Origin of the sequence: Massilia aurea (genome assembly GCF_024753205.1) — a bacterium.
GTDB lineage: Bacteria > Pseudomonadota > Gammaproteobacteria > Burkholderiales > Burkholderiaceae_D > Telluria > Telluria aurea.
Map to the genome: position 1 here is coordinate 805,637 of NZ_JANUGZ010000001.1, position 19,049 is coordinate 824,685.

Here is a 19,049-nt window from a genome sequence, read left to right on the forward strand (position 1 = left end):
GGCGACAGCCGGCACAGATACACTTTGTAGCATTGCTTACTGGAATTCTTAACATGTTAGGTGGTGCCCGTAGTCTAATGAACTCATCGATTCAACGGATCGGCCACCAGGAGAAACAATAATGAAAACCAAGTTCATCGCAGCACTGATTGCATTGACCTTTACCGCGAGTGGCAGCGCTTTTGCACAACGCGGTGATCACGGAAACGACCGCGATCACGACCGCAACGGCTATTCGCAACAACAGCACAACGACCGCCGCGACGATGATCGCCGCGATGACAAACGAAACGACCGCAACGACCGCCACGACGGCCCGCGCGCCAACGATCGCAACCACCGCAACGACAATGCCCAGTATTATCGCCGTGACGATTCCCGCGGTGGCGGTCCCCGCCACGACCTGCGCCGCGGCGGCAAGCTGCACAAGGAATATCGTCACGATCGCTACGTCGTCAATGACTGGCGCGGCCGTCACCTGAGCGCGCCACCGCGTGGTTATCACTGGGTCCAGACCGGTAACGATTATGTGCTGGCAGCGATCGCCAGCGGCATTATTGCCCAGGTATTGTTCGCGAATTAAAAGCTGGCTGATGCCTCTATAAACCGCCCGTCGAAAGACGCGGCGGTTTTTTTACGCACACGCGTACCATATTTACAACATCTATTCATCGCTCTCCATTTGTTGCATCCCTTCAACCTCGCGCCCGTTTAATATCAATCAATGTGCCTGACGTAATAACGGAGAATGGATGAATACGAATTTGAAAGCAGGCGCCCGCGCCGTGCGTGGTGTGCTCCTGGCGTGCGCCGGAACGACCATTGCCCTGGCCAGCCTGCCCCTGGCCGCGCAGACATTGCCGGCGGTATCGGCAGCCGAGTTGCCGCGCGTCGAAGTCACGGGCTCGGCGATCCGCCGCGTGCAGTCTGAAACCGCGCTGCCTGTGCAAACGATTTCACGGGCCGAGATCGAAAAAACAGGCGTCACCACTGCCGCTGAACTGATGGGACGGGTCTCGGCCAACAGCAACGGCCTGACGGACGGCGCCAGCATCAATGTCGGCGGCGACCAGCGCGGGTTCAATAGCGCCAACCTGCGCGGCATCGGTACCTCGTCCACGCTGGTGCTGCTCAATGGCCGGCGCATGGCCAACTTCGCCTCTCCCGGCGACGACAGCGGCGTTGACCTGAACAATATCCCGGCCGCCGCGCTCGAGCGCGTCGAAGTGCTGCTCGACGGCGCCTCGGCACTGTATGGCACCGACGCCATCGGCGGCGTCATCAATTTCATTACCCGCAAGGACTTCCAGGGACTGGAAGCGAACGTGTACGTCGGCACGACCGACGAAGGCGGCGCCGGCAAGCGCACCGCCAGCCTCAGCGCCGGCAAGGGTGTGCTCGAGCGCGATGGCTACAACATCTTCGCCGTGGCCGACTTCCAGCGCACCAATCCCCTGAACACGTCGCAGCGCAGCTTCATCCCGGGCCTGCAGGTCGAGCAGCGCCTCGGTCACCTGCTGTCGAGCTACACGAGTCCCGCCAATATCCGCCTGACGTCGGCCCAGCGCGACCATCTGCAGGAGATCGGTTTCACACTCAATGGCAAGCCGATCACGAACCGCCTGATCAACCTGTCGGTCCCGGGCTGCGCGCCGCCGGCCAATGTGTACCTGCCGGATGGCACGGGCGGCGTCGACGCCTGTACCTATAACTATATGGGCGACACCGAGCTGTATCCGAAGTCCGAAAAAGCCAGTGTGCTCAGCCGCGCTGTCATCAAGCTGGGCGGCTCGCACCAGGCATATGCTGAGGTGGCGCTCAGCCGCGCCAAGACCGACTACACCGGCAGTTCGGCGCGCGTGGCCGGATACATCGATTATTCGCGGGTGCCGCAACTGGCCGGCACCGGCCTGGATGGGTTGGACGACGACATCCCGGGCGAACTGGAATTGCGCATGCGCCTGAACGAAGCGGGCCAGCGCACCAGCACCCTCACCAGCGAAGGCGTGCGTGTCGTCGTCGGCGTGACGGGCACCGTGGGCGGCTGGGATTACGACACCGCGTACAACCACAGCGTCAACACCGTCAAGGACCGCGACACCCATGGCTATCTGCTCTACAACGAGCTGCTCGAAGGAATCGCCGACGGCCGCATCAACCCGTTCGGCCCATCGAGCCCGGAAGGCCGCGCGCTGATCGACAGCATCCAGGTCGACGATGTCGTGCGCCGCGCTCGCGGCACGCTCGACGCCGTCGACGTCAAGTTGTCGCGCGCCCTGATGCCGATGGCCGGCGGCGACCTGGCGGTGGCGATTGGCGGTGAAGCACGGCGCGAGAAAAACCAGTTCACGCCATCGGCCCTGCTCCTGAGCGACAACATCAACAATGACGCCGCGCCCGAAGGCGGCCGCGCCACCAGCGACAGCCGCGATGTGGCGGCGGTCTATGGCGAAGTGCTGGTGCCGTTCGCACAACAGTGGGAAGCACAGCTGTCGGCACGCTACGACCATTACGAAAACGTGGGCGGCGCTGCCAGTCCGAAGATCGGCCTGACCTACCGGCCAAGCGACGCGCTGCTGCTGCGCGGCTCGGCCGGCCGGGGCTTCCGCGCGCCGTCGATGACAGAGCTGTACCGCCCGACCGTCTACAGCAGCACGGCCACCCTGCCCGATCCGGTCTACTGCGCCACGGTCGAGAACAATTATTCGGACTGCGCCGACAACTGGGACACGCGCCGCTACAGTAACGACGCGCTGAAACCCGAACGCAGCCGCCAGTTCTCGCTGGGCGCCGTGTTCGCCGCCGGCAAGCATGTCAGCGCATCGCTCGACTACTGGAACATCAAGCGCACCAACCTCATCAGCGAAATCGGCGACGACATCATCCTCGGCAACCTGGCCAAATACGGCGACCTGGTGTATCGCGACGAGGATGGGCTGATCGACTACATCGAACTGCGCAAGGACAACCGCGGCGCGCAACTGGCGCGCGGCCTCGACCTGGCGCTGACGGTACGCGGCGTCGACACGGCCATCGGCCGCTTCGGCGGGCGCCTGAACGGCACCTATGTGCTGACGTCGAAAATCCAGAATGCTCCCGGCGATCCGTTCGTGAGCAATCTGAATCGCTTCGTGACGAAAGGCGTGGTCCAGCGCTGGCGCCATACGGTCAGTGTCGACTGGGATCGCGGGCCACTGTCGACCAGCTTGCAAAATACGTTCTCGAGCGGCTACGAAGACCAGAATACGGCGATCAATATCGACAATGGCAGCGTGGTGGCGGCCAACCGGGTCAAGCATTATTCGTTGTGGGATTTGTCGGGCGCGTATGCAGTCAATACAAACCTGAAACTGCGCGTGGGTATCCAGAATCTGTTCGACACGAGTCCGCCTTATTCGAACCAGGCATATTACTTTTTGTCCGGTTACGACCCAAGCTATACCGATCCGCGCGGGCGCCGTTTTTATGCGAGTGCCAATTACTCGTTCAAATAAGGCCTGACGGTCTTCACGGGATTCCGCCAAACAGTGGTATCCCGATTTTTTTCAATGAACGAGATTCAACGCGTGTTGAATGAGATTGTCGGAAAAGCTTACATTTGTAAATACAGGAATCAGGCGTCAGTTAAAATTCCGATTGGAATCAGACGCTTGAAACTATCTAAAGGCATGGCACGGTTACTGCTAGTTACAAGGCTCACACTAACCGGAGAAAACCATGTCCCTGCGAACGCTAAAAAATCTGCTTGTCGGCCTGTCGTTGCTGGTTTGCACCTCTGCCTTTGCCGTACCGTTTGTGGTCAATGTGGCTGGGGTGCAAAGTTTCGGTGCGCCGGGAACAGCCGGAAACACGGTATTTACCCTGAACGTCGGCGCAGGCTCGCGGGTTATCGGTGTCGTCTACGACGTCAACATCACCGCATACACACCGAGCTATTTATCCGAAATCGGCCTGTACTTCAGTAACTCGGCGCAGACAGGCGGGGTTTATTTCAACCCTGGGTTTGAGAATGCAGATCCTGGCACCGGCAGCTACGCCGATTCAGCCAACCTGATTGACTTCGGATTGGACTTCGCGGTCGGCGCCGATGGCATTCTGCGACTGGAATTCTACGAGGATTTCAATGATTCACAAGTATCGCCGGACGGTGTGTGGAACTTCGGCACGATCACGTTCGATGTGACGGGAGATAACGTGCCTGGCGACCCTGGCACCGACATTCCTGAGCCGGCAACGGGCATGCTGATGGGCGCTGGACTGGCGCTGATGGGCTTCACGGCGCGTCGTCGTCGCTCACGCGGCAAGGCAGCGTAAGCAGCAACCTGGCGCAGTCGCTTGCGCGCTGCGTCAGAGAGACTGGTTCTCGATACTGACCAGTCTCCAGCAATCGTCCATCTTGAAGTAATACGACACCAGATAATCGCTGTCGGGCTTGGTTAGATTGACCCGCGCCGTCGACGCCGTCACGTCTTCCAGTCGCATGAGGAGCGCGTTGTCCTTGCGCTCCTGCACCAGGGGCATGACGGGAAATTCAGCCGACTGGATCGTGGTGTAGAGACTTTGCACCGCCTCGTCGCTGGAAAATTGCTGGATGAAAAATGAAATGTCCTGGGCCGGGCAAACGGGCGTCGACGTGGCTGTCGGCGAAGCGGACCGGGTGTTCAACTGAGCCGCCTGGCCGTGGCTTGCCGCCATCAGCAGCAGTGAAAAGAATAGCTTGTTCAAACCACCCACGTTGACCTCCCGGATCGATTCCTTCAGAAATGGCACGCCGCAATCAAGCCGGCAGCGTACCAGTTTATCAGAACAGCAATAGTTCCCTGAACACGATCAAGCCGCCTTGACAAGTCACCATCAAGAAAAAATGGTGCGCGCTGCGGCATTTCTGTCGTCATACAGGAACGAAACCCATCTGACATGACGCATTTCTGCACACGATTGCATTGTCATGCCTCAAATGCAACGAATAAGCTGGCATTATGTGGAAGATAAGACATGACGTCTGCAGCGCTCACGGGCGCCAGACACAGAAAATCGCACGGCACTGACAGAATGACGATGAATCGATTTCGAACTACCGGACTCCCGGCCAGCATCCGGGGCACGCTGCCCACTTATCTTGACGCCTCCGTTACCCCGCCTTCCCACCGCCCTCGCCTGCTGCTGGTCGACGACGAGCCGCGCGTACTTGCTTCACTGCAGGAAATGCTCAAAGGCTGCGGTTACGCCATCAGTACGGCTGCCAGCGGCAACGAAGCACTGGCGTGCCTGGCAGAGCAGCGCTTCGACCTGGTGCTGCTTGACCTTTTGATGATGGATGTCGACGGCCACGAGGTCATGGACTTCATCAACCAGCACGACATCAAGACCGACGTCATCGTTGTCAGCGGCACCGTCGGCATCGATTCCGCCATCGGGGCCCTGAAGCGCGGCGCTCACGATTACCTGCGCAAGCCATTCAGCCGCGAAGAATTGCTGCGCACGGTGGACAACGCGCTCAGGCAGCGCGACCTGCAGCAGACCAACCGCCGCATGGTGGCGGCGCTCGCGCTGTCCGAAAAAAAATACCGCTATCTGGTCGATGCCTCGCCCGACATGATCTACATGCTCGGTCATGAAGGCCGCTTCACCTACGTCAATGACCGCGCCTGCCAGATGCTGGGCTACGAACGGGAAGAGCTGCTGGGCCAGCACTATACGGCGCTGCTGCATGCCGAAGACCACGAGCGTGCACTCTATGTGTTCAACGAGCGGCGCGTCGGCGAGCGGGCCTCGCGCGACGTCGAGCTGCGCGTGACGTGCCGCGCGGGCCAGCAGCACACGCACGACGCTGCCGACACGTCCGTCATGACGATTTCACTTAACGCGATCGGCATGCACCGTGAAAAACGCGATCCGCACACGCCGACCTATGTCGGCACCTACGGCATCGCGCGCGACGTCAGCGCGCGCAAGCGTGCCGAGGCGGTCATCCATCATCAGGCCTACCACGACATCCTGACCGACCTGCCTAACCGCGTGCTGTTCAAGGACCGGCTCGGCCTGGCAATGCTGCAGGCCCGGCGCAAGCGCACTGAACTGGCGGTGATGTTCATCGACCTGGACCGCTTCAAGCTCGTCAATGACACGCTCGGCCACGGCCATGGCGACAAATTGCTGCAGCAGGTGGCGCAGCGCCTGAAGGATTGCCTGCGCAAAGGCGACACGCTGGCGCGCCAGGGTGGCGACGAGTTCACGATCGTGCTGCCCGACCTGCGCTCGCGCGACGATGCACGCGTGGTTGCCGACAAGTTCATCGAGCGGCTGCAACAGCCGTTCGACCTGGAAGGCAACGAAGTGCATATCTCGGCGTCGATCGGCGTGGCCATTTACCCCGAACACGGCGAATCGATCGACGAGCTGCTGCGCAATGCGGACATCGCAATGTACCGCGTGAAGGACCTCGGCAAGAATGGCCACGCCTTCTACGACCCGTCGATGCACGATGCGCTGCACCAGAACGTCGCCCTCGAACAGCATCTGCGCCGCGCGCTCGAGCGCAACGAACTCGAGATGTACTACCAGCCGCAGATTGACGCCGCCAGTGGCCGCATCATCGGCGCCGAGGCGCTGATGCGCTGGAACCATCCGGTGCGTGGCCTGATCATGCCTGGCGAGTTTTTGCCGTTCGCCGAAGAAAGTGGCCTGATCGTGCCGATCTCGGAGTGGATGATCGACACGCTGTGCCGCGACATGGCGCAGTGGGGAACGGATGGTGCAGACCAGCTGACGCTGTCGCTGAATCTGTCGCCGCATTATCTGGACCACAGCAAATTCTTCGAAACGATGCGCAATGCCCTCGAGCGCTACGACATCGGCCCCGGGCGGATCGCCGTGGAGATCACCGAAAACATCTGCATCCGCAATCCGCAATATGCGATCGAGCAGCTGAAAAAGCTCGGGCAGCTGGGTGTGTCGGTGGCCATTGACGATTTCGGCACCGGGTATTCATCGCTCGCGTATCTGCACCGGTTTCCAATCCACACCATCAAGATCGACCAGTCGTTCGTGCAGCAGATCAGCGACGAGGACGGGCATTATCCGGTCGTGCTGGCGATCATCTCGATTTCACGCGGTTTGAATCTCGACCTGGTGGCCGAGGGCGTGGAGACGGAAGTGCAGGCGCGCTACCTGCGTGCGCACGGGTGTTCGACGATGCAGGGCTTTTTGTTTCACCGGCCGATGCCGCTGGGGGGCTTCGTCAACGTGCTCAATTCCTGACGTGGTTGCCGGGGGATCGCCCTCCCGGCAAACCACTTCTGCTGTGACTTCAACAGCAGGTGCAGTACGCCCTCACTCCCCCGTGATCTTCGCATCCTTCACGAACTTGCCCCACGTCTGATATTCCTTGCCCGTATGCGCTGCCAATTCCTGCGGCGTCATATACACGGCATATGCACCCTGCTCCTGCGCCTTGCGTTTGAATGCGTCGGTCGCCATGATTTTCTTGATCTCGCCAGTCAGCTTGTCCACGATCGGCTTGGGCGTGTTGGCGGGCGCGTACACGGCAAACCACGAGCTCACGTCCAGCTTCTCGTACCCTTTGATCGTCGCCGTCGTCGGCACGTTGGGCAGGCTCGGCAGCGCAACATTGCCGGTCACAGCAATGGCGCGCAGTTTGCCGGACCGGATGTGGGCGAGCAGCGGCGGCGCCGTCGTAAAGGTCATTTCGACGTTACCCCCCAGCAGATCGGTAATGGCCGGCCCCGTACCTTTGTACGGCACGTGGGCGATATTCGTGCCGCTCATCCGGTTCAGCATTTCGCCCGTCACGTGCTGCAGCGAGCCATTCCCAGACGACGCGTAATTGAGTTTGCCGGGATGTGCTTTGGCGTAGCTGACCAGCTCGGGCAGCGTCTTGATCGGCAGATCGGGCCGCACGACGAACACTTGCGGCGCCACGATCAGGTTCGCAACCGGGGTGAAGTCCTTGATCGGATCGAATCCGGCCTTGACCACGTGCGGCGTGATGACGTGAAAGCCCGAGTACTGCACCAGCAAGGTATAGCCGTCCGGTTTGGCCCGCTTGACGGCCGAGGCAGCGATTGCGCCTGCCCCACCCGGCCGGTTCTCGACGACGACCGGTTTGCCCAGTGCCTTGGACAGCGGATCGGAAATCATGCGCGCGGCCAGGTCGGTCGTGCCGCCCGGCGCGGCCGAGACCATCAGCGTGATGGCGCGCGCGGGATAGTTGTCTTGCGCGTGCGCGCCGATGCTGGCAAGTGCTGCGCCGACGGCGAGCAGACCTGCGCGAATGCGCAGCGAGTGAATCGATTTCATGGTGTCTCCTGAATTATTAAAATAGTTTTGTTCGTGCGGGCGATGGCATGGGTTCAAGCCGGACGCGCTTCTGCGCGCTCCCTGATCGCTTCAAAATCCCCGGGTGGCCGGTGCAGATCGAGCCGCCGGCCTGCCTTGACGATCTGGCTCGGCGTCTCGTGCCCGATCAGCGCCGGCAGCTGCGACGATGCGTCCAGCAAGCGGCCCAGATCGACGCCCGTGTCGTAACCCATCAACTGCAGCGCATGCACCACCTCTTCGGTGCAGACATTGCCCGAGGCGCCAGGCGCATACGGGCAGCCACCAATGCCGCCAAGCGACGCGTCGAAGCGGTCGGCGCCCGCGTCGATTCCGGCCAGCACATTGGCCAGGCCCATGCCGCGGGTATTGTGAAAGTGCAGGCTCAGTTCGGTATCCGGCCAGGCTGCGCGAAAACGCGCCGTGAGCGACGCCACCTGGCTCGGGTACGCCATGCCGGTCGTGTCGCATAGGGTAACGCCGTCGGCGCCCGCCTCGTCGATGAAGCGCGCGCACCAGGCCAGCACCGTGTCTTCCGGCACGTCGCCTTCCATCGGGCAGCCGAACGAACACGACAACGAAATATTCACGGCCAGCGCCGCCTGTCGCGCCAGGGCCGCCACTTCGCACAAGCCCTCGAACGATTGCGCCTGCGTCATGCGCAGATTGGCCAGGTTGTGCGTTTCGCTGGCCGACATCACCAGATTCAGCTCGTCGGTGCGGCTCTCGATTGCGCGCTCGGCGCCACGTACATTCGGCACCAGCGCGCTGTAGATCACGCCCGGCACGCGCTCGATGCCGAGCATCACCTGCTGGGCATCGGCCAGCGCCGGAATCGCCTTGGGTGAAACAAAGGCGGTCACTTCGATCTTGGCCATGCCGGCCTGCGACAGGCTGTTGACCAGGGCTATCTTGTCGGCGGTCGGTACGAACACCGACTCGGCCTGCAAGCCATCGCGCGTGCCGACTTCCTGCATGTGGATGCGGCGACCGGCGCCGTTCCACCGGTTCATGCGACCACTCCCTTGTCGCGCAAGGCGGCGATGTCCGGCTCGCTCAAGCCCAGTTCGCGCAGCACGCCATCGGTATCGTCACCCAGGCCCGGCGCGGAGGTGCGCACAGTGCCTGGCGTGCCCAGCAGTTTGGGAACGACGCCCGGCACCTCGAGGTCGTAACCGTCGCGCGTGGACTGGGCCAGGATCATGTCGCGCGCCCGGTAATGGGGGTCCTCCGCGATGTCTTTCGCCGTATAGACCTTGCCGGCCGGGACGCGGGCACCGCCCAGCAGGTCGAGGACCTCGGTGATCGGGCGCGTTGCCGTCCAGACGCTGATGGCGGCGTCGATCTCGGCCACGCGCACGACGCGGCCGGCATTGTCGGCCAGCGCCGGGTCGTGGGCCAGGTCGTCGCGCCCGATCACGGCCATCAGGCGCTTGAAGATGCTGTCGCCGTTACCAGCGATGAGCACGTAGCCGTCGTTGCAGCGGTAGGCGTTCGACGGTGCGATGCCGGGCAGCGCGCTGCCGGCCGCTTCACGCACGGCGCCGAACGCGCTGTATTCGGGCAGCAGGCTTTCCATGACGTTGAACACGGCCTCGTGCAGGGCAACGTCGATCACCTGGCCCTTGCCGCCATTGACCTTGCGGTGGTACAGCGCCGTCAGCACGCCGATGGTCCCGTGCAGTGCGGCCAGCGTGTCGCCGATCGACACGCCGCAGCGCACCGGCACGCGGTCGGGTTCGCCTGTCAGGTGGCGCAGGCCGCCCATCGCTTCGCCGATGGCGCCGAAGCCCGGCAGGTCGCGGTACGGGCCGGTCTGGCCATAGCCCGAGATGCGCAGCATGACGAGGCCGGGATTGAGAGCCGACAGCGCATCCCAGCCCATGCCCCAGCCTTCCAGGGTGCCGGGGCGGAAGTTCTCGATCAGCACATCGGCTTCGGCGATCAGCTTGCGGGCTATGTCCTGGCCTTCGGCGCTGCGCAGGTCGAGGGCGATCGAGCGCTTGTTACGCGACTGCACCTGCCACCAGACCGACGTACCTTCCTTGATCATGCGCCAGTTGCGCAGCGGGTCGCCGCTGCCGGGGGCCTCGATCTTGATGACGTCGGCGCCGAATTCGCCGAGGGTCTTGCCGGCGAACGGGCCGGCGATCAATTGGCCCATTTCGATGACGCGCACGCCGCGCAAGGCGCCGTCGGGAATGCTGCTGTTGAGGTTCATGCTGGTCTCGTCGATGGTTGTAGCTTGTCGACCCAGCATAGAGAGAACGGACCCTGCCCGTCCAACCGTTTCTTTTCAACGAGCCTTCGTCAACCGCGAACGCTCTTCGGCAGCGCCCAGATGCGCGAGCAGCGCCCGCGTCACCGGCGACAAGCCCTTTTCTTCCCGCACGACGATGCGCAGCTCGCGTTCGGCCCATGGCTCGTCAATCTCGACGGCCACCAGGCCCAGTGGCTGGCCGATGGCGGTGAAGACTTCGTGGGGAATCACGCCCAGACCCATGCCCACCTGCGCCATGCGGCACACGGCGTCGAAGCCTGGCACGTGGATGCGGGTTTTCAACGGCCGGCCGGAGGCGCGCGACGCCAGGTGCGTGCGCTTGTTGATGGAGCTGTCCGCGTGCAGGCCGACATGATCGAAGTCGAGCGTGTCCGCGAACGGGACGCGGCCGCGCCCGGCCAGCGCATGGTCGTGGCGCATGACGAGCACGATGCGGTCGCGCCGGTACAGGTGGCTGTGCAGGTCGCGGGTATCGGTGTCGCCCGAGCAGATGCCGATCTCGGCAAAGCCGTCTTCGACGCCCTTGACGACGTCGCCGCTGGGGCGCTCTTCCAGGTCGAGCCGGATCTGCTCGTGCAGGTTCAGGAAGGCGCGCAAGTCTTCCGGCAGAAATTCCACGATGGCCGACAGGTTCGCCACCATGCGCACATAACCGCGCAAGCCCTGGGCGTGCTCGGCCAGTTCCTGGCCGATCTTGTCAACGCTCTGCAGGATGCGGCGCGCATGCGTCAGCAGCGATTCGCCGGCCGGGGTCAAGGTCATGCCGCGCGCGGCGCGCACCATCAGCGCCACGCCCAGCGCCCGCTCCATGTCGGCCAGCCGCTTGCTGGCGGCCGAGACGGCAATGGCTTCGCGCTCGGCGGCGCGGGTGAGTGAACCTTCTTCGTGGATTGCCAGGAAAAGCTGCAGGCTGGTGAGGTCCAGCCTTCTGAGGATATTGTTCAGTGCCATCGGAAAAGCTGATACAGCGGAAGACGAGAGTGTCACGACTGTATCAGGTCTGTTCAGGCAAACAGGTTTCCCACCGTGGGGGCATCCGCCAGATGCCAGACGCGTTCGGCCAGCGCGTACATCTCGGCCTCGCTCGCGGCTTCGCTGAACAGCGCCAGCCGCAGCGCTTTCTGTTCGAGTTCAGCGCGCGACAAGGTGTTGCCGGGGTCGCCCTTCGGTTCATCGACGCGGCCGGTGAGGCGCCGGCCATCGGTTGTCTCGACCGTGACCTTACCGATCCAGCGCGCCGGATAGGCGGTGTCGACTTCGTCGTCGAACTCCATGCCCACCTTGCCACGAAACGCGGCAATCGGCGCCGCATTGAAATTGTCCTCGAACTGGCTCAGGCCGGCCACATCGTAATGCGCGATCAGCCCGAGCACCGTCCCCATCGAAAATTTGGCCTGGTGTACCGTCTGCGGATCGACGACCGCGCCCAGCACGTCGATCGCGCCCTGGTGCACGTGCGCGACGACGCGCGTGATCTGCCCGGGTTGCAGGCCGTGGGTTCGCATCACCTGCTGCAAGGCGTCGGCGGCCGGATGCGTGTGCCGGCACGACGCGTGGAATTTGAAGGACGTCTCGGCCAGCGCCCAGCGCTCGCCCAGGCGGTCGGTCAGCTTGGCCGGATCGGCGTCGCTCGACATGCCCGCCGCCATTCCCTGCGCGCCCTCGAGGATGCGGCGCGCACCGGTAAAACCGTCCTGCGCCAGGTAGGCCGAGGTCAAGCCGTTCGCGGCCGCGGCGGCTGTGTGCAATTGCTTCGAGTCCGCAGCATCGCGCAGGAATTCCCACAAGCCCGCCGCCTGGGTGCCGGCCGAGCCGAACGCATGCAGCATCTGGTGGGGTGTGAGCTTGAGCAGGTGCCCCGCCGCCGCTGCGGCCGCCAGCGTGCCTGCCGTACCCGTCGTGTGGAAGATGCGGTAATGCGAACGGCCAAGAAATTCGCCGACACGGATGCCGACCTCGTAACCGGCCACGGCCGCCGTCAGCAGGTCGCGCCCGCTGGCGCCGATCGACTGGGCAACGGCCAGCGCCGCCGGAAACACGACTGCGCCGGGATGGAAGACCGAGCCGTTGTGCACGTCATCCTGTTCGGCGACGTGCGAGGCGGCCGCGTTGACCATTGCCGCGAACAGCGGCGTGGTGGTGCGGCGCGAGATCAGCACCTCGCAGGGGCCGCCGCCCGGCCCCATCGTCTGCGCGTAGCGGTCGATGGTTTGTACGGCGCGTGACGTGCGGCCGGCCAGCGCGGAACCGATCCAGTCAAGAAACAGGTCTTCGGTGCGCATGTGCACGGCGTCGGGAATCTGCTCGTAGCGCAGGTTGGCGGCGAAGCTGGCGAGCAGCTGGCTCGGGTGCTGGTGGTCAGCCATGTGGTCTCCTTGGTTCTTGATGTTGGTGGTCGGCGTACTGCGACTCAATGGCGCTCTGCGACCATCATAGAGAGCAATACCGGCCATGAAGAAATAGAAAAATTTGATACCACCATGCTGCTGTCAGATTACCGCCATGCAAGCCAACCATGCACCTTTCTTGCCAACCATGAAATAGTGTTCACTTTGTCAGTAATGATATATCATTATCAATAAGGCGCACGTCCTGTGCCAGCCGGTCCACTCTGCACGCCCGTACCTCACGAGACGCCATGATCCGCATTGAACACCTGACCAAGCGCTACGGCGAGCGGGTCGTCGTCAACGACCTCAACCTGCACGTCGAAGCGGGCCAGGTCTATGCATTGCTGGGCCCGAACGGCGCCGGCAAATCCACGACGATCGGTTGCCTGCTCGGCTTCGTCAAACCCGATACCGGCCGCATCACGCTGGCCGGTTCGCCGTTGATGCCGGCCGAGGCTGCGATCCGGCACGCCGCCTACATCGCCGAAAACGTGGCCCTGTACGAACGCCTGACCGGGGTCGAGAACGTCGACTTCTTCATGCGCCTGCTGGGGCGCCGGCTTGCCACGGCCGAAATCGAAGCCTTGCTCGAGCGGGTCGGCCTGCCCCGCCACGCCTGGCACCGCCATGCGCACGGCTATTCGAAAGGCATGCGCCAGAAGGTCGGCATCGTCATGGCGCTGGCCAAGGGCGCGCGCGTGCTGGTGCTCGACGAGCCGACCTCGGGCCTCGATCCGGAAGCAAGCGTCGCCTTCGGCCACCTGATCCGCACCGTCGCCAATGACGGGGCGGCCGTGATCATGGCCACGCACGACCTGCTGCGCGCGCAGGAACTGGCGGACCGCTGTGGCGTCCTGGTGGGCGGCCATCTGGTCAGCGAATGGCAACTTGGAGAACTGCATGCCGGCGAACTCGAACGCAATTACCTCGACAGTCTCGCGGCCCGTGGTTGATCACGTGTGGCGACAAGCCTTCATCGGTGCCTGGCAAGCCGACTGGCGCGAGCGCCGGCGTGACTGGCGCGTGGCGCTCGTGCTGGCCCTCGGGCTGGCGCTGGCCGCAGGCGCGGCGCTGCTGGCCTCGCTCGACCTGGAACGCACCCGCGCCGCGCGCACCGTCGCGGCTGCGGCTGAGGCCGAACGTTGGGTGCACCAGGGCAGCAAGAATCCCCATTCTGCCGCCCACTACGGCGTGTACGCGTTCAAGCCGCTGCCGACACTGGCGGCGATCGATCCCGGCATCGAACAATATGTGGGGTCCAGCATCTGGCTGGAAGCGCACAAGCAGAACGACATGGTGTACCGCCCCGCCGCCGACAGCGCGGGCGCCGACCGCCAGTTTCGCCTGAGCCCCGCGCTGGTGCTGCAAGTGCTGGCGCCGGCAGCGATGATCTTTCTGGGCTTCGGCATGTTTGCCGGCGAGCGCGAACGCGGGATGCTGCCGGCGCTGCGCCTGAACGGTGCGCCACTGGGCGCAATCGCGGTCGCACGTGGCGCGGTCCTGCTGTGCCTGGCCATGACGCTGTCGCTGCCCGCCATCGTCGCCATCGTCGCCCTGAAGTGGCAGGCCGGCGGCGGCGAACCGGTTGCCGATCCGGGCCTGCGCGCGCTGCTCTTCGGTGGCGGCTACCTCGTCTACCTGACTGTCTGGGCTGCCATCATCACGGCCGCGTCGGCGTATGCGGCCACGCTGCGCGCCAGCCTGGCCCTGCTCGTTACCCTGTGGACGGCGCTCACGCTCGTGCTGCCGCGCGCCGCTGCCGAACTGGCGCAATCGGCCGCGCCGCTGCCGTCCGCGCAGGCATTCCGGCAAGCCGTCGACGACGACCTCGGCATGCCGGACGATCCGCAGGAGGCCGAGCGCCACAAGCAGCAACTGCTCAAGCAGTATGGCGTCGACAAGGTGGCCGACCTGCCGGTCAACTGGGCTGGCATCAGCCAGCTGCGCAGTGAAGCCCATGGCAATGTCGTCTTCGACCGCCATTACGGCCCGCTGTTCGCCGCGCTGGCAAGCCAGGACCGGGCGATGGCGCTGGCGGGCTGGTTGTCGCCGGCCGCCGCGATCGCAGGGCTGTCGAGCCGGCTGGCCGCCAGCGACAGCGCCAGCCACGTCGAATTCATCCGCGCTGCCGAAACCCACCGCCGCCTGATGCAGAACCTGCTCAACAGCGACCTGGCGCGTCATCCCGACCGCGATGGTGTCAAGTACCAGGCCGATGCGGCGCTGTGGCGCAGCATTCCCCCGCTCACGTTTGGCTTTGCGGCGCTCGATCTGCGTGAAGTGGCCGTGCGCTGGTTGCTGCCGCTCTTCACGCTGCTCGTTGCCAGCATTGGCCTCGCTTGGGCAGCGCTACGGCGCCTTCGTCTCGGGAGCGTCAAATGATCCGCACCCTGGCACTGATCCGCTTCGATCTGCGCGCACTGCTGCGCGAGCGCGGCACGCTGCTGCTGCTCGCGGCGGCGCTGTTGCTGGCCTGGTATGGCCTGTTTGAAGGCGCCCGCTTCCAGCGGCACGCGCAGGCCGCGAGCCAGGCGGCAGTCGCGCAGGAGGCCGCAGCGCGCACTGCGGCCAGGGATCTCGCAGCGCGCTACTTCGCGCAGCCGGACGCGCCCGAATTTGCCGGCGTGCTGTACTACCGCACGCCAGTGGACGTGCGCGGCTACGCGTTTCGCGAGCACGTGGGCTTTGCCGTCATGCCGGCGCTGCCGGGTGCGGCGCTGGCGATCGGCCTGGCCGACATCCAGCCGGCCTATGTGCGGGTGCGGGCCGAATCGATGGCGTCGGTGCGCACTGCCACCGACATCGACCACCCTGCCCGCCTGGCATCGGGCCGTTACGACCTGATGTTCTTCGTGGTCTACCTATGGCCTTTGATCCTGTTGACGCTGTCGGCGTCGGTGCTGACGCAAGACCGCGAGAGCCTGCGGCTGCGCAGCCTGCTGCTGCAGGGCGTCGGCACGGCGCGCATCCTGTTTGTCCAGGCCGGCGTACGCGTCCTGCTCGCGACGATCTTGCTGATCCTGGGCGTCGCTGGCGCCGCGCTGCTGTCCGGCGCCGTGCCATTCGATGGCGCCGGGGCAGGCGCGCTTGCCCAGTGGGCCGGTCTGGTGCTGCTGTACTCGGCGTTCTGGAGCGGCGTCGGCATCGCCGTCTGCGCCTGCTGCGCGAACCGCATGAGCGCCGCCTTTGCCGGCTTCGGCCTGTGGCTGCTGTTCGCGATCGTGCTGCCGGCCGCCCTCGACGCCGTCACCCGCATCGCGGCACCGGTGCCGCCCCGCGAACGCTATGTGCAAGCCATGCGCGATGCCCTTGATCAGGTCAATGCCGACCAGGCCGGGAGCCTGGCGCGCTTCTACGACAGCCATCCCGAATGGAAACCCAGGCGCACCGCGCCGGGCGAGGTCGCTTCGAGCGTGTCACGCCTGCACCGGGCTCAGGAAACCGAACGTCTCATGTCAGGCATCGAACGCGAATTCGCGCTGGCCGAACATGCGCGCGCTGCGTTCTTTACCCGCATGAGCGTGCTCAGTCCCGTCAGTCTCGCCAATGAAGCTTTCGCCGACGCCGCCGGCACCGACCGCGCCCGCCATCGCCGCTTCATCGAGGACGTCGCGCGCCACCAGGGCCGCTTGCGCGACTGGTTCCAAGCCACCATTCAGCGCGCAGCACTGGGCGACGAACAGGCGCCGTGCGCCCGCACCTGTCTGGGCGGCTATGGGTTCCGCGACTTCGATGCGGTGCCCCGCTACGCCGCATCGCCTGCTCTGGCGCGCCCGGCGCACATGCCGGCGCGCACCTGGATGCTGCCGGTCTGGGCCTGCGCCTTTGCCGTGCTGGCCTGCATCGCCCTCTGGCGCGAGCGCCGCCGGCAGCGCTGCTGATATCTGTTTCTCTCACCCTCACCCTGCCACCCACTGGAGTATTGATCTTGCAATCCGCTACCCGTTTCACCCGCCTGCGTGCAATTCCCCACGCCGTCATGCTCACCTGCCTGTTTGGCGGCGTTGCCGTGGCTGATGACGAGACGCCTGACCTCGCGCCGCTGGCCGGATCCTCGGCGCAGGTCGTCGAAGTCCGGGGCCAGCGGGGCGACGATGAACGGCTGGCGCCTGGCCTGGGCAACAAGTTACTGCCGGGCAGCGTGACCACCGTGACAGCCGAAGACCTGGCCACGCTGGACATTGGCCGCGACATCTCGAACGTGTTTCGCCGCGTGCCGGGCGTGGTCGCCAACAATATCGACCAGGGCGACACCGGCAATGGATTTCGCATGCGCGGCTTCGCCACCCAGGGCACGCACGGCGCCGACACCGCCATCTATATCGACGGCGTGCCGCAGAACATTCCATCGAGCCAGGGCGGCGCGGGCCACGGTCCGGCCTTCCTCGAATGGATGACGGGCGACATGATCGACACGTTCGACGTCATCAAGGGCCCGGTCTCGGCCCTGTACGGCGACCAGAACCGCGCCGGCGCGGTGGCGATCCGCACCCGCGAAGGCGGCGCGGCCACGCCGTCGAGCGCCACGGTCACCGTGGAAAGCTATGGCGGGCGGCGCGGCTCGCTCGTTCTGTCGAATGACTTCGGGCACATCCGTTCACTGGTAGTGGCCGACCGCTACAGCCTCGACGGTTTCCGCCACGGCGCCAGCCTCGACCGCAACAACCTGTTCTGGAAGCTCTCGACCAATATCGGTGACGGTGTCTACAGCCTGCGCGCCACCTATTACAAGTCGGACTATGCTGGCGCCGGCTACCTGTCGCTGCCGGCCATGGAAGCGGGCCTCGTCGATCCGCACGACACCATGTTCAACCTGCCGGGCTTTGGCGACGCGCACCGCAAGACGCTCGTGTTCAACCGCAGTCCGGCATCGGGCGACGCGGGCTGGTTCGCCACCGCCTATGCGGAGGACTTTGCACGCAGCCGCGCGATCCAGACCAGCACCACGCTGCACACCTATGGCTATGACGAGCGCGACATCTTTGGCGCGCGCGGCGGCAATACCTGGGTCTTCGGCTCAGCAGGGGTACTCACGGCCGGCTTTGAAGCGCGCAAGGACAAGGGCGATGCGTTCCGCCAGCAATACCGCAACCGCCAACCGACCGCCAGCTACGTCAACAACCAAAACCTCGACCTGCTGACCTATGGCGCGTTCATCCAGGGCCAGTACCGCATGCTGCCCACGCTCAAGCTACACGGCGGCGCGCGCTACGACCGCTTCGACTACGACCTCGTCAACCGCAAGCTGCCCGCCGCATCGACCGGCTATGAAGCCTCGGTGGTCACGCCAAAATACGGCGCCATCTGGAATGTCCTGCCGACTGTCGAGCTGTACGCGAACATCGCCCAGGGCTTCCGCTCACCGGCGGCCGAGCAGATCAGCACCAGCGGCAGTCTGGGTCCGCTGGGCGCGCTTGGCGGGCGCAGCAATCCTGGCATCGATCCGAGCCGGGTGCGCTCGCATGACCTCGGTTTCAAGGCGGCGCCACTGGACGGCCTGAGCGTGTCCGGCGCGTTCTACTTCATCCAGAATGACGACGAGATCATCAACACGGCGCCGGACGTGTTCGTCGCGTCCGGCCAGACCACGCGCCGCGGTCTCGAACTTGACCTGCACTACCAGATCAGCAGCGCGCTGAACACGTATCTGAGCTACGGCCGCATCCTGCGCGCGCAGCTGGACAACCCGGCGCCTGGCGCCGGCCCGCGCCTGTCGGTGCCGGAACACACGTGGAAAGCCGGCGTCCAGTACCGCACGGCGATGGGCCCGGGCCGGTTGTCGCTCAGTGGCGACGTATATGTCACGGCCGGCAATCCCTATTACATGGGCACGCCGCTGTACGAGCGCGACATGCCGACCTATGTGCGCTACGACATGAAGGCGACCTACGATCTGGGAAAGTTCCAGGGTTCACTGTTCGCCACGCTGCAGCCGCACGAGTTCGCCAGCGACATTGCGTATGGCACGGCCGGTGGCTTGCTGGTGACGACCGTGCCGCAGGCCACGGCCGGGGCGTCGCTGCGTTACTACTTCTGATTGG

14 protein-coding genes are annotated in these 19,049 nt (G+C 64.4%); 8 read left to right on the forward strand and 6 right to left on the reverse strand.

The window, feature by feature from the left end; translation table 11 throughout:
- Window positions 1-121 precede the first annotated feature (121 nt).
- The 3 genes from NX775_RS03315 (at window position 122) to NX775_RS03325 (ending at window position 4,314) form a co-directional block, all read left to right on the forward strand.
- Window positions 122-583: an RcnB family protein gene (locus NX775_RS03315; RefSeq protein WP_258834706.1), complete on the forward strand. Its 462-nt coding sequence runs from the start codon at window positions 122-124 to the stop codon at window positions 581-583.
- 169 nt (window positions 584-752) lie between these two features.
- A complete protein-coding gene (locus NX775_RS03320) occupies window positions 753-3,494 on the forward strand; it encodes a TonB-dependent receptor (RefSeq protein ID WP_258834707.1) in 2,742 nt (913 codons plus the stop codon).
- A gap of 223 nt (window positions 3,495-3,717) precedes the next feature.
- On the forward strand, window positions 3,718-4,314 hold the full coding sequence (locus NX775_RS03325) for a PEP-CTERM sorting domain-containing protein (RefSeq protein ID WP_258834708.1): 597 nt from the start codon (window positions 3,718-3,720) through the stop codon (window positions 4,312-4,314).
- A 33-nt stretch (window positions 4,315-4,347) separates the two neighbouring features.
- On the opposite strand, the gene NX775_RS03330 is transcribed toward NX775_RS03325, so the two are convergent.
- Window positions 4,348-4,770: a hypothetical protein gene (locus tag NX775_RS03330; protein WP_258834709.1), complete on the reverse strand. Its 423-nt coding sequence runs from the start codon at window positions 4,768-4,770 to the stop codon at window positions 4,348-4,350.
- A 288-nt stretch (window positions 4,771-5,058) separates the two neighbouring features.
- Between NX775_RS03330 and NX775_RS03335 the strand changes: the two genes are divergently transcribed.
- Complete coding sequence (locus tag NX775_RS03335; RefSeq protein WP_258834710.1) at window positions 5,059-7,260, forward strand: EAL domain-containing protein; 2,202 nt, start codon at window positions 5,059-5,061, stop codon at window positions 7,258-7,260.
- Between the two features lie 72 nt (window positions 7,261-7,332).
- Here NX775_RS03335 and NX775_RS03340 read toward each other — a convergent pair whose 3' ends face one another.
- From NX775_RS03340 to NX775_RS03360, 5 genes are all read right to left on the reverse strand, one after another.
- Window positions 7,333-8,319, reverse strand: coding sequence for a Bug family tripartite tricarboxylate transporter substrate binding protein (locus NX775_RS03340; protein ID WP_258834711.1), 987 nt, complete (start codon window positions 8,317-8,319; stop codon window positions 7,333-7,335).
- 53 nt (window positions 8,320-8,372) lie between these two features.
- Window positions 8,373-9,350 (reverse strand): hydroxymethylglutaryl-CoA lyase, encoded by a 978-nt coding sequence (locus NX775_RS03345; RefSeq protein ID WP_258834712.1) that lies wholly within the window; start codon window positions 9,348-9,350, stop codon window positions 8,373-8,375.
- Window positions 9,347-10,558 (reverse strand): CaiB/BaiF CoA transferase family protein, encoded by a 1,212-nt coding sequence (locus NX775_RS03350; protein WP_258834713.1) that lies wholly within the window; start codon window positions 10,556-10,558, stop codon window positions 9,347-9,349. The genes NX775_RS03345 and NX775_RS03350 overlap by 4 nt, the downstream gene beginning before the upstream one ends.
- Before the next feature lie 75 nt (window positions 10,559-10,633).
- Window positions 10,634-11,569: a LysR family transcriptional regulator gene (locus tag NX775_RS03355; RefSeq protein ID WP_258834714.1), complete on the reverse strand. Its 936-nt coding sequence runs from the start codon at window positions 11,567-11,569 to the stop codon at window positions 10,634-10,636.
- Between the two features lie 53 nt (window positions 11,570-11,622).
- Window positions 11,623-12,984, reverse strand: coding sequence for an MmgE/PrpD family protein (locus NX775_RS03360; RefSeq protein ID WP_258834715.1), 1,362 nt, complete (start codon window positions 12,982-12,984; stop codon window positions 11,623-11,625).
- 272 nt (window positions 12,985-13,256) lie between these two features.
- Here NX775_RS03360 and NX775_RS03365 point away from each other — a divergent pair, with 272 nt between their 5' ends.
- From NX775_RS03365 to NX775_RS03380, 4 genes are read left to right on the forward strand one after another with little or no spacing between them, the layout of a single operon-like run.
- Entirely contained in the window at window positions 13,257-13,961 is a 705-nt protein-coding gene (locus NX775_RS03365; RefSeq protein ID WP_258834716.1) for an ABC transporter ATP-binding protein, read from the forward strand.
- A complete protein-coding gene (locus NX775_RS03370; RefSeq protein ID WP_258834717.1) occupies window positions 13,909-15,390 on the forward strand; it encodes a DUF3526 domain-containing protein in 1,482 nt (493 codons plus the stop codon). Before NX775_RS03365 ends, NX775_RS03370 begins: the two co-directional genes overlap by 53 nt.
- Window positions 15,387-16,889 (forward strand): DUF3526 domain-containing protein, encoded by a 1,503-nt coding sequence (locus tag NX775_RS03375; RefSeq protein ID WP_258834718.1) that lies wholly within the window; start codon window positions 15,387-15,389, stop codon window positions 16,887-16,889. The genes NX775_RS03370 and NX775_RS03375 overlap by 4 nt, the downstream gene beginning before the upstream one ends.
- A 47-nt stretch (window positions 16,890-16,936) precedes the next feature.
- Window positions 16,937-19,045: a TonB-dependent receptor gene (locus NX775_RS03380; protein ID WP_258834719.1), complete on the forward strand. Its 2,109-nt coding sequence runs from the start codon at window positions 16,937-16,939 to the stop codon at window positions 19,043-19,045.
- Window positions 19,046-19,049 lie beyond the last annotated feature (4 nt).

Coding starts and splice junctions, on each gene's coding strand:
- NX775_RS03315 (WP_258834706.1), top strand. CDS start 122: ATGAAAACCAAGTTCATCGCAGCACTGATTGCATTGACCTTTACCGCG.
- NX775_RS03320 (WP_258834707.1), top strand. CDS start 753: ATGAATACGAATTTGAAAGCAGGCGCCCGCGCCGTGCGTGGTGTGCTC.
- NX775_RS03325 (WP_258834708.1), top strand. CDS start 3,718: ATGTCCCTGCGAACGCTAAAAAATCTGCTTGTCGGCCTGTCGTTGCTG.
- NX775_RS03335 (WP_258834710.1), top strand. CDS start 5,059: ATGAATCGATTTCGAACTACCGGACTCCCGGCCAGCATCCGGGGCACG.
- NX775_RS03340 (WP_258834711.1), bottom strand. CDS start 8,319: ATGAAATCGATTCACTCGCTGCGCATTCGCGCAGGTCTGCTCGCCGTC.
- NX775_RS03345 (WP_258834712.1), bottom strand. CDS start 9,350: ATGAACCGGTGGAACGGCGCCGGTCGCCGCATCCACATGCAGGAAGTC.
- NX775_RS03350 (WP_258834713.1), bottom strand. CDS start 10,558: ATGAACCTCAACAGCAGCATTCCCGACGGCGCCTTGCGCGGCGTGCGC.
- NX775_RS03355 (WP_258834714.1), bottom strand. CDS start 11,569: ATGGCACTGAACAATATCCTCAGAAGGCTGGACCTCACCAGCCTGCAG.
- NX775_RS03360 (WP_258834715.1), bottom strand. CDS start 12,984: ATGGCTGACCACCAGCACCCGAGCCAGCTGCTCGCCAGCTTCGCCGCC.
- NX775_RS03365 (WP_258834716.1), top strand. CDS start 13,257: ATGATCCGCATTGAACACCTGACCAAGCGCTACGGCGAGCGGGTCGTC.
- NX775_RS03370 (WP_258834717.1), top strand. CDS start 13,909: ATGCCGGCGAACTCGAACGCAATTACCTCGACAGTCTCGCGGCCCGTG.
- NX775_RS03375 (WP_258834718.1), top strand. CDS start 15,387: ATGATCCGCACCCTGGCACTGATCCGCTTCGATCTGCGCGCACTGCTG.